Source organism: Roseomonas haemaphysalidis (genome assembly GCF_017355405.1).
Lineage (GTDB): Bacteria > Pseudomonadota > Alphaproteobacteria > Acetobacterales > Acetobacteraceae > Pseudoroseomonas > Pseudoroseomonas haemaphysalidis.
The window spans coordinates 231,200-246,530 of record NZ_CP061177.1; the positions used below are offsets into that span (position 1 = coordinate 231,200).

General features: G+C 69.1%; 15 protein-coding genes and 4 tRNA genes. 7 read left to right on the forward strand and 12 right to left on the reverse strand.

The features are described 5' to 3' along the window. Positions 1–12: 12 nt before the first annotated feature. The 12 genes from rpoB to IAI59_RS01115 form a co-directional block, all read right to left on the reverse strand. The gene (rpoB, locus tag IAI59_RS01060) at positions 13–4,197 is read right to left on the reverse strand and encodes a DNA-directed RNA polymerase subunit beta (RefSeq protein ID WP_207417767.1); all 4,185 of its coding nucleotides are present in this window, start codon (positions 4,195–4,197) and stop codon (positions 13–15) included. A 234-nt stretch (positions 4,198–4,431) separates the two neighbouring features. Continuing rightward, positions 4,432–4,812, reverse strand: a complete 381-nt coding sequence (gene rplL, locus IAI59_RS01065; RefSeq protein WP_207417768.1) for a 50S ribosomal protein L7/L12 — start codon at positions 4,810–4,812, stop codon at positions 4,432–4,434. A gap of 87 nt (positions 4,813–4,899) precedes the next feature. Further along, positions 4,900–5,418, reverse strand: a complete 519-nt coding sequence (rplJ, locus tag IAI59_RS01070; RefSeq protein WP_207417769.1) for a 50S ribosomal protein L10 — start codon at positions 5,416–5,418, stop codon at positions 4,900–4,902. A gap of 308 nt (positions 5,419–5,726) precedes the next feature. Then, the gene (gene rplA / locus IAI59_RS01075) at positions 5,727–6,425 is read right to left on the reverse strand and encodes a 50S ribosomal protein L1 (protein WP_207417771.1); all 699 of its coding nucleotides are present in this window, start codon (positions 6,423–6,425) and stop codon (positions 5,727–5,729) included. A 2-nt stretch (positions 6,426–6,427) separates the two neighbouring features. Then, positions 6,428–6,862 carry a 50S ribosomal protein L11 gene (rplK, locus tag IAI59_RS01080; protein WP_207417773.1) on the reverse strand — a complete coding sequence of 145 codons (435 nt, stop codon included), beginning with the start codon at positions 6,860–6,862 and terminating at the stop codon, positions 6,428–6,430. A gap of 150 nt (positions 6,863–7,012) precedes the next feature. Beyond that, complete coding sequence (locus IAI59_RS01085; RefSeq protein ID WP_207417799.1) at positions 7,013–7,456, reverse strand: DUF2062 domain-containing protein; 444 nt, start codon at positions 7,454–7,456, stop codon at positions 7,013–7,015. A gap of 4 nt (positions 7,457–7,460) precedes the next feature. Next, on the reverse strand, positions 7,461–7,997 hold the full coding sequence (gene nusG, locus IAI59_RS01090; protein WP_207417775.1) for a transcription termination/antitermination protein NusG: 537 nt from the start codon (positions 7,995–7,997) through the stop codon (positions 7,461–7,463). A gap of 16 nt (positions 7,998–8,013) precedes the next feature. Then, on the reverse strand, positions 8,014–8,211 hold the full coding sequence (secE, locus tag IAI59_RS01095) for a preprotein translocase subunit SecE (protein ID WP_207417778.1): 198 nt from the start codon (positions 8,209–8,211) through the stop codon (positions 8,014–8,016). 119 nt (positions 8,212–8,330) lie between these two features. Further along, positions 8,331–8,407, reverse strand: a tRNA-Trp gene (locus tag IAI59_RS01100). A gap of 136 nt (positions 8,408–8,543) precedes the next feature. Then, positions 8,544–9,731, reverse strand: coding sequence for an elongation factor Tu (gene tuf / locus IAI59_RS01105; RefSeq protein ID WP_207417764.1), 1,188 nt, complete (start codon positions 9,729–9,731; stop codon positions 8,544–8,546). 77 nt (positions 9,732–9,808) lie between these two features. Beyond that, positions 9,809–9,882 (reverse strand) — tRNA-Gly (locus tag IAI59_RS01110). A 94-nt stretch (positions 9,883–9,976) separates the two neighbouring features. Next, positions 9,977–10,059, reverse strand: a tRNA-Tyr gene (locus tag IAI59_RS01115). 509 nt (positions 10,060–10,568) lie between these two features. Here IAI59_RS01115 and rlmB point away from each other — a divergent pair. The 7 genes from rlmB (at position 10,569) to IAI59_RS01150 (ending at position 15,191) form a co-directional block, all read left to right on the forward strand. After that, a complete protein-coding gene (rlmB, locus tag IAI59_RS22920; protein ID WP_408887630.1) occupies positions 10,569–11,417 on the forward strand; it encodes a 23S rRNA (guanosine(2251)-2'-O)-methyltransferase RlmB in 849 nt (282 codons plus the stop codon). Between the two features lie 121 nt (positions 11,418–11,538). Then, positions 11,539–11,766, forward strand: a complete 228-nt coding sequence (locus IAI59_RS01125) for a hypothetical protein (protein WP_207419336.1) — start codon at positions 11,539–11,541, stop codon at positions 11,764–11,766. A gap of 234 nt (positions 11,767–12,000) precedes the next feature. Beyond that, a complete protein-coding gene (locus IAI59_RS01130; RefSeq protein WP_207419337.1) occupies positions 12,001–12,138 on the forward strand; it encodes a hypothetical protein in 138 nt (45 codons plus the stop codon). Positions 12,139–12,217: 79 nt separating this feature from the next. Then, positions 12,218–13,534, forward strand: coding sequence for a 4-aminobutyrate--2-oxoglutarate transaminase (gene gabT / locus IAI59_RS01135; protein WP_207419338.1), 1,317 nt, complete (start codon positions 12,218–12,220; stop codon positions 13,532–13,534). A gap of 4 nt (positions 13,535–13,538) precedes the next feature. After that, the gene (locus IAI59_RS01140; protein ID WP_207419339.1) at positions 13,539–14,177 is read left to right on the forward strand and encodes a hypothetical protein; all 639 of its coding nucleotides are present in this window, start codon (positions 13,539–13,541) and stop codon (positions 14,175–14,177) included. Between the two features lie 55 nt (positions 14,178–14,232). Continuing rightward, a tRNA-Thr gene (locus IAI59_RS01145) sits at positions 14,233–14,304 on the forward strand. 26 nt (positions 14,305–14,330) lie between these two features. Continuing rightward, entirely contained in the window at positions 14,331–15,191 is an 861-nt protein-coding gene (locus IAI59_RS01150) for a glycosyltransferase family 2 protein (RefSeq protein ID WP_207419340.1), read from the forward strand. Positions 15,192–15,331: the final 140 nt, after the last annotated feature.

The window sequence follows — 15,331 nt, forward strand, 5'->3', positions numbered from 1 at the left end:
GAAGGATGGGCATCAGGTCGGACGCGTCTCCAGGTCGACGTTCAGGCCCAGGGACTTCAGTTCCTTGACCAGGACGTTGAAGGATTCCGGGATGCCGGCCTCGAAGTTGTCCTGATCGCGGACGATCGCCTCGTAGACCTTGGTGCGGCCGGACACGTCGTCCGACTTCACCGTCAGCATCTCCTGCAGCGTATAGGCGGCGCCATACGCTTCCAGGGCCCAGACCTCCATCTCGCCGAAGCGCTGGCCGCCGAACTGCGCCTTGCCACCCAGCGGCTGCTGCGTGACGAGCGAGTACGGGCCGATCGAGCGCGCGTGGATCTTGTCGTCGACCAGGTGGTGCAGCTTCAGCATGTAGATGTAGCCGACCGTGACCTTGCGCTCGAACGGCTCGCCGGAGCGGCCGTCGATCAGCGTGGTCTGCCCCGAGGTATCGAGGCCTGCCTTGGTCAGCATGGTCTCGATGTCGGAGATGCGGGCGCCGTCGAACACCGGCGTCGCGATCGGCACGCCGCGCTTCAGGTTCTCGCCCAGCTCCAGCAGCTGGTCCTCGGTCATGTCCTCGATGTCGCGGTCGAAGATCTCCTGGCCGTAGACCTCGCGTAGCTTCTCGATCAGCTCCTCGCGGGCGGCGCCCACGCGGCGGTAATCGTCCACCAGCTCGCCGACCTGCTGGCCCAGCACCGCGCAGGCCCAGCCCAGGTGGGTTTCCAGGATCTGCCCGATGTTCATGCGCGACGGCACGCCCAGCGGGTTCAGCACGATGTCGACCGAGGTGCCGTCCGGCAGGAACGGCATGTCCTCCACCGGCACCACGCGGGACACGACGCCCTTGTTGCCGTGGCGGCCGGCCATCTTGTCGCCCGGCTGAAGCTTGCGCTTCACGGCCACGAAGACCTTGACCATCTTCATCACGCCCGGCGGCAGCTCGTCGCCGCGCTGCAGCTTCTCGACCTTGCTGTCGAAGCGCTTCTGCAGCTTCTCGACCGCCGCGTCGAACTCGCGCTTCAGCGCCTCGATCTCGGCCATCACGGCGTCGTCCTGCACGCCGATCTGGCGCCAGGTGGCACGCGAGTACTGGTCCAGCACCTCGTCGGTGATGGGCGTGCCGGCCTTGATGCCCTTGAAGCCGCCGCTGGCCTTCTGGTTCAGCAGCCGCTCGCGCATCCGCGACGTGAAGGACCGCTCCTGGATGGCGCGCTCGTCGTCGCGGTCCTTGGCCAGCCGCTCCACCTCGGCGCGGTCGATCGCCATGGCGCGCTCGTCCTTGTCCACGCCGCGGCGGGAAAAGACGCGCACGTCGACAATGGTGCCGGTGGTGCCGGGCGGCAGGCGCAGGGAGGTATCGCGGACGTCGGAAGCCTTTTCGCCGAAGATGGCGCGAAGCAGCTTCTCTTCCGGCGTCATCGGGCTTTCGCCCTTGGGCGTCACCTTGCCGATCAGGATGTCGCCCGGGTTCACCTCGGCGCCGACATAGACGATGCCGGCCTCGTCGAGGTTGCGCAGCGCTTCCTCGCCGACATTCGGGATGTCGCGGGTGATCTCCTCCTGGCCCAGCTTGGTGTCGCGGGCCATGACCTCGAATTCCTCGATGTGGATCGAGGTGAAGACGTCGTCCTTGGCGATGCGCTCGCTGATAAGAATGGAGTCCTCGAAGTTGTACCCGTTCCACGGCATGAAGGCGACGAGCACGTTGCGGCCCAGCGCCAGCTCGCCGAGCTGGGTGGAGGGGCCGTCCGCGATGATGTCGCCCATCGCCACCTGGTCGCCCACCTTCACCAGCGGGCGCTGGTTGATGCAGGTCGACTGGTTGGAGCGCTGGAACTTGCGCAGGCGGTAGATGTCGACGCCACGGGTCGTGCTGTCCGTGTTCGTCGCGCGCACCACGATGCGGGCACCGTCGATGCTGTCGATCACGCCCTCGCGGCGGGCCACGATGGTGGCGCCGGAGTCACGGGCGACGGCCGCCTCCATGCCGGTGCCGACCAGCGGGGCATCGGACTGCACCAGCGGCACGGCCTGCCGCATCATGTTGGAGCCCATCAGCGCGCGGTTGGCGTCATCGTTCTCCAGGAACGGGATGAGCGCCGCGGCCACCGAGACGAGCTGCTTGGGCGAGACGTCGATCGCCGTCACCTCTTCCGGCTTGACCAGCCGGAAGTCGCCGCCCTGGCGGACGGAGACGAGGTCCGACTTGAACTCGCCGGTGTCGTTGTCGACCTCGGCATCGGCCTGGGCGACGACCAGCTTCTCTTCCTGCATGGCGGACAGGTAGCGCGGCTCGCCGGTGATCTTGCCGTCCTTGACCAGGCGGTACGGCGTCTCGATGAAGCCGTACTTGTTCACCTTGGCGAAGGTGGCCAGGCTGTTGATCAGGCCGATGTTCGGGCCTTCCGGCGTCTCAATCGGGCAGATGCGGCCGTAGTGGGTCGGGTGCACGTCGCGCACCTCGAAGCCGGCGCGCTCACGCGTCAGACCGCCCGGGCCAAGCGCCGAGAGGCGGCGCTTGTGCGTCACCTCGGACAGCGGGTTGGTCTGGTCCATGAACTGCGACAGCTGCGAGGAGCCGAAGAACTCGCGCACGGCGGCGGCCGCCGGCTTCGCGTTGATCAGGTCGTGCGGCATGACGGTGTCGATGTCGACCGACCCCATGCGCTCCTTGATCGCCCGCTCCATCCGCAGGAGGCCGACGCGGTACTGGTTCTCCATCAGCTCGCCGACCGAGCGCACCCGGCGGTTGCCGAGGTTGTCGATGTCGTCGATCTGGCCCTTGCCGTCCTTCAGCTCCAAGAGCGTCTTGACGGTGGCCAGCACGTCCTCCTTGCGCAGGGTGCGCAGGTGGTCGGGCACGTCGTCCAGGCTGAAGCCCAGGCGCATGTTCATCTTGACGCGGCCGACGGTGGAAAGGTCGTAGCGCTCCTCATCGAAGAACAGGCCGCGGAACAGGGCCTCGGCGGTTTCCGGCGTCGGCGGCTCACCCGGCCGCATAACGCGGTAGATGTCCATCAGCGCTTCGTCGCGCGAGTTGTTCTTGTCCACCACCAGGGTGTTGCGCATCCACGGGCCGGTGGACTGGTCGACCGCCAGGGTCGGCAGCTCGTCCAGCCCGGCCTGCTCGATGGCGGCGAGCTTCGGCTCGGTCAGCTCCTCGCCGGCCTCGGCCCAGATCTCGCCGGTGGTCATGTCCACCAGGTCGACGGCCACGAAGCGGCCCACCAGGTCGGCGCGGCCGACCAGCACCTCGGTGGTGCCACCCTCGGCGATCTTGCGGGCGGCGCGCGCCGTCAGCTTGGTTTCCTTCTCGGCGACGATCTCGCCCGAGATGGCGTCCACGAGGTTCTCGACCAGCTTCAGGCCCCGGAAGGAGTCCGGCTCGAAGGAGCGGCTCCAGCCCTTGGAGCCGAGCTTGAACACCACCTGCTGGTAGAAGGTGTTGAGGATCTCCTCGCCGTCCATGCCGCGGATCTCGCCCGGCTCCAGCGTCTGGCCAGGGGCCAGCGCGGCGCGCTTCTCCTGCGTCGCGGCGGATTCCAGGGCGTAGAGCAGTGTGGTGGCCGGCAGCTTGCGCTTGCGGTCCACGCGCACGTAGCAGATGTCCTTGGCGTCGAACTCGAAGTCCAGCCAGGAGCCGCGGTAGGGGATAACGCGGGCGGCAAACAGGTACTTGCCGCTGCTGTGCGTCTTGCCCTTGTCATGGTCAAAGAACACGCCCGGGCTGCGGTGCATCTGCGACACGATGACGCGCTCGGTGCCGTTGATGATGAAGGTGCCGTTGTCCGTCATCAGGGGCATGTCGCCCATGTAGACGTCCTGCTCCTTGATGTCGCGGACCGAGCGGGACCCGGTGTCCTCGTCCACGTCCCAGACGATCAGGCGCAGGCGCACCTTGAGCGGGGCGGCGAAGGTCAGCCCGCGCTGGATGCATTCCTCGACGTCGTATTTCGGCTCTTCAAGCTCGTACTGGACGAACTCCAGGCGGCCGCGCCCGGCGAAGTCGTCGATCGGGAAGACCGACTTGAACACTTCCTGCAACCCGGTGCTCGTCCGCGCGTCTGGATCGACACCCATCTGCAGGAACGCCTCATAGGACGCGCGCTGCACATCGATGAGGTTCGGCATCGGCGCCACTTCGGGCAAACGCCCGAACGACTTGCGGATGCGCTTGCGCCCGGTGAACGACTTGGTGATCGCGTTCATGCCCGTCATGCTTCCCTTCACGCCAACCCATGCCCGGCTTGCAGTCCCCAGCCGGCAGGGGTGTCCCAACTCGCGGGCCATCCGGGGGAAACCCCGGTCGCGCTCCCCGACAGTCCGTCAGGACCGTTCGGAACGCAGGTACGGGCAGGCACCCATAGGGGTCCCCGCCCGCACCGCTTCGCAGTCTCACCCGCCGCCCGGACCCTGAGGCCCGGGGCAGCGGCGGAAAACGGCTTACTTGACCTCGACGGTCGCCCCGTTCTCTTCCAGGACCTTCTTGATCTTGGCCGCTTCGTCCTTGGAAGCACCTTCCTTGACGGTCTTCGGAGCGCCCTCGACCAGATCCTTGGCTTCCTTCAGGCCCAGGCCGGTGATGGTGCGAATTTCCTTGATGACGTTGATCTTCTTGTCACCAGCCGTCGCGAGAATGACGGTGAACTCCGTCTGCTCCTCGGCGGGGGCGGCAGCGGCGCCACCACCGGCCGGGGCAGCAGCCACGGCGGCGGGAGCGGCAGCGGACACGCCCCACTTCTCTTCCAGCATCTTGGAAAGCTCGGCGGCTTCCAGAACGGTCAGGGCGGACAGATCGTCCACGATCTTAGCGAGATCGGCCATGTCTTGTATCCTTCGATGTAATCGCTTGGCTTGTTGAATGCAATCCCCAGGCCGCAACCCGGGGACCGCGTCTTCCGCGAGAGGCTGTTAGGCCGCCTCGTCCTTCTTGGCATATGCCGCCAGCACGCGCGCGATCTGGCCGCCAGGAGCCTGCAGGATGCCGGCGATACGAGTCGCAGGCGTCTGGATCAGGCCCAGCAGCTGGGCGCGCAGCGTCTCGAGCGAGGGCAGTTCCGCCAGAGCCTTGATGCCGTTGACATCGAGGACCTGGGTTCCCAGCGACCCGCCGAGGATGACGAACCGGTCGTTCGTCTTGGCGAATTCCACGGCGGTCTTGGCCACGGCCACCGGGTCCTTCGACCACGCGAGCGCGGTCGGACCCTTCAGCAGCGGCGAGATGCCCTGGAACGAGGTGCCTTCAAGGGCAAGGTTGGCCAGCCGGTTCTTCGCGACCTTGTACGTCGCACCCGCCGCCCGCATCTTGCGCCGCAGATCGCTCACGCCCGCGACCGTCATGCCCTTGTTCTGGGCGACGAGCACGAAGGAGGTTTCTCCGAACACATCCGCGAGGGAGGCAACGAACGCGCGCTTTTCCGTACGGTCCATACTTCCCAACTTACTGCGATAGCGGCCGCCTTGTGGAAGGGCGCCCGCCGGTTCACGCGGGGCCAGGGCCTGCGCCCCGAACCCCCGGTTCACCTGTCATTGAGTTCCACGGAAGACCAAGCCAATCCGCCGGCGGCCACAGCCACCGGATACGATCTCTCGGGCATCCCGTCTCACGCGTGCGGGGCGAACCCCCTTAGGACCCCGAAGGGTCACATGCATTCTCGGACAGGTCATCGGGCAGGACCATGCGGCCCTGCCCTGCCCACGCCGCCGGCGGACCGGCGGCGCGAATTCTGCTCAGGGCCTCAGGAGGCCGAGAGGGAGGTCACGTCGACCTTGTAGCCGGGGCCCATGGAAGAGGACACGTTGACCTTCTTCACGTAGGTGCCCTTGGCGCCGGTCGGCTTGGCGCGCTGCACGGCGTCCACGAAGGCCTTGGCGTTCTCGAGCAGCTGCTCCGCCGGGAAGGAGGCCTTGCCGATGCCGGCGTGCACGATGCCGGCCTTCTCGGCGCGGAACTCCACCTGGCCGGCCTTGGCCGCGGCGACCGCGCCCTTGACGTCCATGGTGACGGAGCCGAGCTTCGGGTTCGGCATCAGGCCGCGCGGGCCCAGGATCTTACCCAGGCGGCCCACCAGGCCCATCATGTCCGGCGTCGCGATGCAACGGTCGAACTCGATCTTGCCTTCCTGCACCAGGGCGGCCAGGTCGTCCGCGCCCACCACGTCGGCGCCGGCGGCCTGGGCCTCCTCGGCCTTGGGGCCGCGGGCGAAGACGCCCACGCGCACGGTCTTGCCGGTGCCGTTCGGCAGGCCGACCACGCCGCGGACCATCTGGTCGGCGTGGCGCGGGTCGATGCCGAGGTTCATCGAGATCTCGATGGTCTCGTCGAACTTGGCCTTGGCGTTGGCCTTGGCCGTCTCGATGGCCGCGCCGAGCGCATACAGCTTCTCGATGTCGAGGCCCTCGTAGAGAGCCTTCAGACGCTTGCCCTGCTTGGCCATGTTCAGCCCTCCACCACGGCGATGCCCATCGAGCGGGCGGAACCGGCCAGCATGGACACGGCCGCCTCGACGTCGTTGGCGTTCATGTCCTTCATCTTGGTCGCGGCGATCTCGCGCAGCTGCGACTTCGTGACGCGGCCCACGTTGCCACCCTTGCCGGGGGTCTGCGTGCCCTTCTCGATCTTCGCCGCCTTGAGCAGGAAGTACGTGTTGGGGGGCGTCTTGGTGATGAAGGAGAAGGTGCGGTCCGAGAACGCGGTGATGACGACCGGCGTCGGGGTGCCGGGCTCCATCTGCTGCGTCGCCGCGTTGAATTCCTTCACGAACTGCATGATGTTCAGGCCGCGCTGACCCAGCGCGGGGCCAACCGGCGGCGAGGGGTTCGCCTTGCCGGCCGGGATCTGCAGCTTGATGTAGCCGACGATCTTCTTCGCCATGATTTCGTCCTCTGCTATCCAGGGAACCCGCGGTCGGTAGCGGCCCTGGCAGGGCCTGCCGCGTTAACCTGAAAAAAGCCGGCCCGGACCAATCGCTGGTCCAGGCCGGGCGGGCGCGTATACGCCCTCCGGGTTGCAGGAGTCGAGTCCTTAATTTCGCGGCCGGGCCGCCGCCAGGGCGCGGGAAGCCACCAGATAGGCCACCGCCGCCGCGACCAGGCCGAACAGCAGCCCGCCCACCAGCGTTTCCTCCGCCGCCGGCAGGGCGCGCTGCATCCAGTGCGGCGCCCCGGCGGGCAGGAAATCGAAGTCGTGCGGCAGCAGGGCGCGGCCGACGGCATATTCGGCCGGGATCAGCAGCGCATGGGTCAAGGGATTGCCGAAGGCGAGGCAGGCGGCCGCCGCCCCGGCGAGGCTGCCACGCGACACCCAGGCCAGCGCGGCGGCAAGGATCAGGTGCATGCCGAAGACCGGCAGCATGGCGGCGGCAGCTCCGGCCGCGATGCCGCGGGCCACGGTGCCGGGGCCGCCGGGCGAGGCCAGAAGCCGCGCCCAGGCCGTCCGCGCCCGGTCTGTCAGGGCGCGGAGGCGCAGTGGGTCAGACCTTCTCGACCTGCGCGTATTCCAGCTCGACCGGCGTGGCGCGGCCGAAGATGGAGACGCTGACCTTCACGCGGCCCTTCTCCTCGTCGACCTCTTCCACCGTGCCGTTGAAGGAAGCGAAGGGACCGTCGGACACCCGCACCTGCTCGCCGATCTCGTAGACCACGGCGGGGCGCTTGGGCTTGTCGACGCCTTCCTGCACCTGCTTGACGATCCGCATGGCCTCGGCCTCGGTGATCGGGCTGGGGCGGTTGCGGGCGCCAAGAAAGCCGGTGACCTTGGGCGTGTCCTTGACCAGGTGCCAGGCATCGTCGGTCATGGTCATCTTCACCAGCACGTAGCCAGGAAAGAACTTCCGCTCGGAATTGATCTTCTGGCCGCGCCGGATCTCGGTCACGTCCTCGGACGGCACCAGGATGTCGCCGATCTGGTCGGCAAGCCCCTTCTGAGCGGCCTGCTCCTGGATCTGCTGGGCGATCTTCTTTTCGAAGCCCGAATAGACGTGGACGACGTACCACCTCATGTCAGCCATGGAACGCGCTCCGCGATCAGACGCCGAGGCCGAGCAGCAGGCTCATGGCCAGCTGGATCAGGCGGTCGGTCAGCAGGAAAAAGACGGCGGCCAGTGCGGACAGGGCCAGCACCAGGCCGGTGGTGATCAGGGTTTCCTTGCGGGACGGCCAGGTGACCCGGGCCACCTCCTGCCGCACTTCGCGCCCGAACAGGATGGGATTGAACTTAGCCAATGATCGGCGACCCTGCATGGTTCAAAGAGGAAACTGATCGTCCGGGCAAGCTTCGCGGGCGGGGGCATCCGGCGCCACCGCCCTCCAGCCACTGCCCGTGGGAAAGTCTCTCGCGGCGCTGGCAGGGGCGGAGGGTCTCGAACTCTCAACCTCCGGTTTTGGAGACCGGCGCTCTAGCCAATTGAGCTACGCCCCTGCATGCAGCGTCGCCGCGAGGCCCGTCCTATAGGCGAGGCGGCCGGGCCTGTCGAGGGGTCAAAGACCCCCGCAAACGCAAAACGGGCCGCCCCCGGAGGGAGCGGCCCGTCTCGTTCAGCCCGGAGGCGGCAGCGTTACGCGCTGATGGAGGCGACGACGCCGGCGCCGACGGTGCGGCCGCCTTCGCGGATGGCGAAGCGCAGGCCCTCGTCCATGGCGATCGGCGCGATCAGCTCGACGTCCATCGACACGTTGTCGCCCGGCATCACCATCTCAACGCCGTCCGGCAGCGTCACCACGCCCGTCACGTCGGTCGTGCGGAAGTAGAACTGCGGGCGGTAGTTGGTGAAGAACGGCGTGTGGCGGCCGCCTTCTTCCTTGGTCAGCACGTAGGCCTCGGCCTTGAACTTGTTGTGCGGCTTGATCGAGTTCGGGGCCGCCAGAACCTGGCCGCGCTCCACGTCCTCGCGCTTGGTGCCGCGCAGCAGCGCGCCGATGTTGTCGCCCGCCTGTCCGCTGTCCAGCAGCTTGCGGAACATCTCGACGCCCGTCACCGTCGTCTTCACCGTCGCCTTCAGGCCGACGATCTCGACCTCCTCGCCGACCTTGATCACGCCCCGCTCCACGCGGCCCGTCACCACCGTGCCGCGGCCCGAGATCGAGAACACGTCTTCCACCGGCATCAGGAACGGACGGTCAATGGCGCGCTCCGGCTGCGGGATGTAGGCATCCACCGCCGCCATCAGCTCCAGGATCGCGTTCTCGCCCAGCTCCGGCGACTTGTCTTCCAGCGCCATCAGCGCCGAGCCCTTGATCACGGGGATGTCGTCGCCCGGGAACTGGTAGGAGCTCAGCAGCTCGCGCACTTCCATCTCGACCAGCTCCAGCAGGTCGGGATCGGCCATGTCGCACTTGTTCAGGAACACCACCAGCGCCGGCACGCCAACCTGGCGCGCCAGCAGGATGTGCTCGCGCGTCTGCGGCATCGGGCCGTCGGCCGCCGACACCACCAGGATCGCGCCGTCCATCTGCGCCGCACCCGTGATCATGTTCTTCACGTAGTCGGCGTGGCCCGGGCAGTCCACGTGGGCGTAGTGGCGGTTGGCCGTCTCGTACTCGACGTGCGCCGTCGAGATCGTGATGCCGCGCGCCCGCTCCTCGGGGGCCTTGTCAATCTGGTCGTACGCCGTGAACGACGCACCGCCCGACTTCGCCAGGACCTTGGTGATCGCCGCCGTCAGCGACGTCTTGCCATGATCCACGTGCCCGATCGTGCCAATATTGCAGTGCGGCTTGTTCCGCTCAAACTTAGCTTTCGCCATCGTCCGTCACCCTGTCGGTCAGTCGGTCAGCGCCACCACGGCGCAAATCGGCCCATCCTGCCACCTGCCCACATATATGGAGCGGGTGACGGGAATCGAACCCGCACAACCAGCTTGGAAGGCTGGGGCTCTACCATTGAGCTACACCCGCACTGCATCCGGCTGGCTGCGAAGCCCGCCGGCCACAGGTGGCACTTCCCACCGGGGGTTTTGCCCATGCCGCGCCGTGAAGCGCGGCAGGAATATGGAGGGGGTTGGATTCGAACCAACGTAGGCGTGCGCCAGCGGATTTACAGTCCGCCCCCTTTAGCCACTCGGGCACCCCTCCACCTTAGAAACCCCGGTCGGCGGGAGCGCGCGGACTATCGCCTTTCCACCCCACCTGTCAACGGGCCGTGAGCAGGCTTCGCCCTGCTTCTTCGCGCCGCAACACGGGGCGGGCATCGAATCATGGCGCTTGCCCTGCTGCGCGGGATGCGGAGGATGCGCCTCATGCCTCGTCCTCCGCGCCGTACCGACGGCCCTTCTTCTTCTGGCGCCCCCCGCCGCCCCCAGCGCCCCGACGCGGGTGCCCCCCGCGGCGACGGCGCCGCCCGCTTTCCGCGTGGCGAGGCCGGTGGCTTCCGGCCGCGTGACGGTGCCCGCCCGGCGCCCCGGGGCACCGGCGAGCGCGCGCCCTTCCAGGGCGACGACCGCGCCCCCGCGCGCGGCGCCGTGACGCCGGCCCCTGGCGCCCGCCGCCCCGGCAAGGCCGAAAGCTTCGCCCCCCGCCCGCGCGACGAGGCCCCGGCGACCGAGGCCCCGCGCCGGGGCCGCGACCACCGCGGTGAGCGCCCGATCGAGGAATCGCCCCGCGCGGTGGCGCGCCGCAGCCGCCGCGAGGACGGCGATGAGCCGGCGCGCGGCGGGCCCCGCCCCGCCCGCGATGCCGCCCTGGCCGCGCCCGCCGGTTCGCTGTGGCTGTACGGCCAGCACGCGGTGGCCGCCGCGCTGGCCAACCCGAAGCGCCGCATCCGCCGCCTGCTGGCCACCACGGATGCCGAGGAAGCGCTGGCCGAGCGCCTGCCCCGCCCCTGGCGCGTCGCCGCCGAGCGTGTGGAAAAGAACCGCTTCCAGACCTTTCTGACCGAGGACGCGGTGCACCAGGGCATTGCCGTGCTGGCCGACCCGCTGCCGTCCGCCGATCTGGAAGACGCCATCACCGCCTCCGACGGCCCGGTGCTGCTGCTGGACCAGGTGACGGACCCGCGCAACGTGGGTGCCATCCTGCGCTCGGCCGCCGCCTTTGGCGTTGCCTGCGTGGTGATGCAGGACCGCAACGCGCCGCCGGAAACGGGCGCGCTGGCCCGCACCGCCTCCGGCGCGCTGGAAACCGTGCCGCTGGCGCGTGAGGTGAATCTGGCCCGCACCATCCAGGTGCTGCAAAAGGCCGGCTTCTGGGTGATGGGCCTGGAAGGCACCGCCACCCGCACCCTGGCCGAGGCCAAGCCCGCCGCCGGTTCCGGCCGCCGCAGCGCCCTGGTGCTGGGCGCGGAGGACACCGGGTTGCGCCGCCTGCAGCGTGAAACCTGCGACGAACTGGTGCGACTGCCGATCCGCAGCGCCATGGAAAGCCTGAACGTTTCCGCCGCCGCCACCGCCGCCTTGTATGAGCTGGCGAGAAACAGCGAAGCTGACGAAAGCTGACGCAGGCGTGAACAGCAATCCAGGTGCTGTTCACCTTTCGTCAAGGCCTGTCGGTGATGTTGCGACAGCCGCGCGGATTGCGGCGAGAAGCCAAAACGGCGCAGCACACAGGATAGACCCGATGCGTCCCGCCGAATGGCAAGACCTTTCCGATAGCATGCAGATCGCGCTGTCCCGCCAAGCCCTGGAGCGCGCCGCGGAAACCCTGGCCCAGCACGCCGAGCTGCTGGCGCGCGAGATGGACGCCGGCGCGCTGCTGGACCAGGGCGGGCCGGACGCGTTGCGGCTGTTCGCGGCCGTGGTGCGCGCCACCAATGCCAGCACCTATGGCGTGGCGGGCAACGCCTGACGGCGGGGCGGCAGGCCGGGGATACGTTTGGCCGGACCAGGGCCTCTTGGACCGGGCCCTGGCTGATGCGGCTGACCCGCCCGTGCGGCAGTCACGCGCAGAAGATCCCGGACTGTCCCAGACGGCAGGACGATTCCACATCTTCTGCGCGAAGATTTCGTTGATCCACGGCACAATGCGCGCCATTCCTTGTGGAGGGCAGAAAACAGCCGCACAGGATCGTGGATCTTCGCCATGCTGGACCAGACCCCCTCGGTCACCCCAGGCTGCGCCTTCGTGGCTGAGCCACCGCAGGAAGCCGACGACATCATGCTCGGCAGCCTCGGGCTGTCGCTCGGCGTCATTCTGTTGCGGCTCTGGCTGGGCGGCTGAATCCCCCGGCCCGGCCCTTGCCCGGCGCGGGCCGGCGGCGCATCGTTCCGCACCTTCGACCTTCCGGGAGTGAGCACCGATGAGCGTGACCGCCAGCGACAGCAACCAGGCCCTGCAGTCCCGCCGCGAGCAGGCCGTGCCGCGCGGCGTGGCCACGCAGCTGCCGGTCTTCGCCGCCAAGGCCGAGAACGCCGTGATCACGGATGTGGAGGGCCGCCGCTATATCGACTTCGGCGCCGGCATCGCGGTGGTCAACACCGGCCACATGCACCCCAAGGTCAAGGCCGCCGTCGCCGCGCAGCTGGAGAACTTCAGCCACACCTGCTTCCAGGTGACGCCTTATGAAAGCTACATCCGCCTGGCCGAGCGGCTGAACGAAAAGGTGCCGACGCGCGGCCCCCGCAAGACCATCTTCCTGACCACCGGCGCGGAAGCGATCGAGAACGCCGTCAAGATCGCCCGCGCCCATACCGGCCGCGCCGGCGTGATCGCCTTCTCGGGCGCCTTCCACGGCCGCACGCTGCTGGGCATGGCGCTGACCGGCAAGGTGGTGCCCTACAAGGTGGGCTTCGGCCCCATGCCGGGCGACATCTACCACCTGCCCTTCCCCGTCGCCTACCACGGCCGCGAGGTGGCGCAGACGCTGGACGCGCTCGAGACGCTGTTCAAGGCGGACGTGGACCCGAAGCGCATCGCCGCCATGATCATCGAGCCGGTGCAGGGCGAGGGCGGCTTCTACATCGCCCAGGCCGAGCTGCTGCAGGGCCTGCGCCGCATCTGCGACGAGCACGGCATCGTCATGATCGTGGACGAGGTGCAGACCGGCTTCGCCCGAACGGGCAAGCTGTTCGCCATCGAGCATTCCGGCGTGCAGCCGGACATGGTGACCATGGCCAAGTCCCTGGCAGGCGGCTTTCCGCTGTCCGCCGTCACTGGCCGCGCCGAGATCATGGACGCCCCCGGCCCCGGTGGCCTCGGCGGCACTTATGGCGGCAACCCGCTGGCCTGCGCCGCCGCCAACGCCGTGCTGGACGTGATCGAGGAGGAAGGGCTTTGCGCCCGCGCCGACGCGATCGGCGAGCTGCTGGTCAACCGCATCAAGCAGCTGCAGGACAGCAACAGCCTGAAGGGCGTGGTGGGCGATATCCGCGCCCTCGGCGCCATGGTGGCGATGGAGCTGGTGGCGGGCGGCGAGGCCGACCGGCCGGACCCGGACCTCGCCAAGGCCCTGGTGGCGCGCTCCGCGCAGAAGGGGCTGGTGCTGCTGTCGTGCGGCGTGCGCGGCAACGTCATCCGGTTCCTGGTGCCGCTCACCGCCTCGGACGCGCTGGTCAACGAGGGCATGGACATCCTGGGCGAGGCGCTGCGCGAATGCGTGGCCGAACGCGCGGCCTGATCCCATGAGCCTGCTCCGCTCCCTGCCGCGGGTCGCGGCGGGGGGCGCGTTGCTGGCGCTGCTGGCGCTGGCGGCGGGGCGGATCGGCCAGCGCGGCGCGTTGCCGGTGCCGGACGCGCTGCTGGCCATCGGTGCCGCGCGGCTGGGCGAGATCGCCGCCCTGGGTGCCGCGCTGGCCCTGCTCGCGACCCTGTTGCTGCGGCCGATGCCGGACTTCCTGGGTCGCGCCCTGCGCGGCGGCTTCTGGACCGGCGTGGCCAGCATGGCCGTGCTGCAGCAGGGCGCCTGCTTTCTGTTGTTCCACCTGTTCCACGCCCTGCCCGATCCCGGCTTCAGCCTGGCGCCCGTGCCGGCGCTGGGCGGCATGCCGGCCTATGTGGCGCTGCTGCTGGCCGGCGGGCTGGCGGGCGTCCTGCTGGCCCTGGCGGTGCAATGGCTGCCTTTGATGTGGCTGCCCGGCGCCGATCTGGCGCTGGGCCTCGCCGCCGGGGCGCTGGGGCTGTCGCAGCTGGCGGGCGTCGTGCCGGTGCCGCCTTTCGCCGTGGAAGCGCCCGGCTGGTGGGCCAATCTGGTCGCCAACGGCTCCTGGGGCCTTGGCACGGTGTTGCTGCTGCGCCCGCTGGAACTGCTGGGCAGCGAATAAACCCGCCCTGCCCCGGTTGAGCCCGGCCGCCATCCCGGGGCATAAGGCAGGCGGCGCCGGGTTAGCACAGCGGTAGTGCAGCGGTTTTGTAAACCGAAGGTCGGGGGTTCGATCCCCTCACCCGGCATGCCCTGCCAGCCCGGAAGATCCGCCATGCCCCAGCCCGTCGCCGTGCTCACCCTGGTTCGCGGCCGGGGCGACCATCTGGCCAACCTGCTGGAAGGGCTGGGCCGCGGCTCCCGCCGCCCCGACCTCGTGGTCGTGGCGGACATGAACGACACCCCCACCGCCCTGCCCGCCACGCCGTTTCCGCTGCGCCAGCCGCACCGGCCCGCCGGCACCCTGCCACTCGCCGCCGCACGCAACGCGGCCGCCGCCGCCGCCGGCGACACGCCGCTGCTGGTCTTCCTGGACGTGGATTGCATTCCCGGCGCCGGATGCGTCGCAGCCCTGGCGGATGCGCTGGAACAGCACAACGCCCTGGTCTGCGCCGACATCCGCTACCTGCCCGCCGGCATCGCCGCCCCGGGATGGACGGAAGCCGACCTGCTGCGGCACGGCCATTCCCACCCCGTGCGCCCCTTTCCCGCCGCCGGCCTGCGGGCCGAGCCGAATGCCGGGCTGTTCTGGTCCCTCGGCTTCGGCATTCGCGCCGCAAGCTTCCGCCGCCTCGGCGGCTTCGACGAGGGCTTCACCGGCTACGGGGCCGAGGACACCGACCTCGGCTTCCGGGCCCGCGATGCCGGCATCCCGCTGCTGTTCAGCGGCGATGCCCGTGCCTTCCACCAGCATCACGCCAGCTTCGACCCGCCCCTGCAGCACGTGGCCGACATCGCCACCAACGCCTGGCGCTTCCGCCAGCGCCACGGCTTCTGGCCGATGGACGGCTGGCTGGATGCCTTTGCCGCCCTGGGCCTGATCGCGCCGCCGGGCGACGGGCCCATCGCGCTGCTGCGGGCGCCGACCGGGGCGGAGCTGGCGGCGGCGCGGCGGCCGGAGGGGGCGCCGTTCTGAGGGGTGGGTGAAGGTTGGGGGAATGGATGCTCCCAAACCCCCATCTTTTTTCTGTCTGTTTTCCGGGTGCGGCCGCGGTGGCGCCAGGCGGAAGCGTCCAGCGGGCGGACGCTTCCGGATAGCAAGAGAAGAAGATGGGG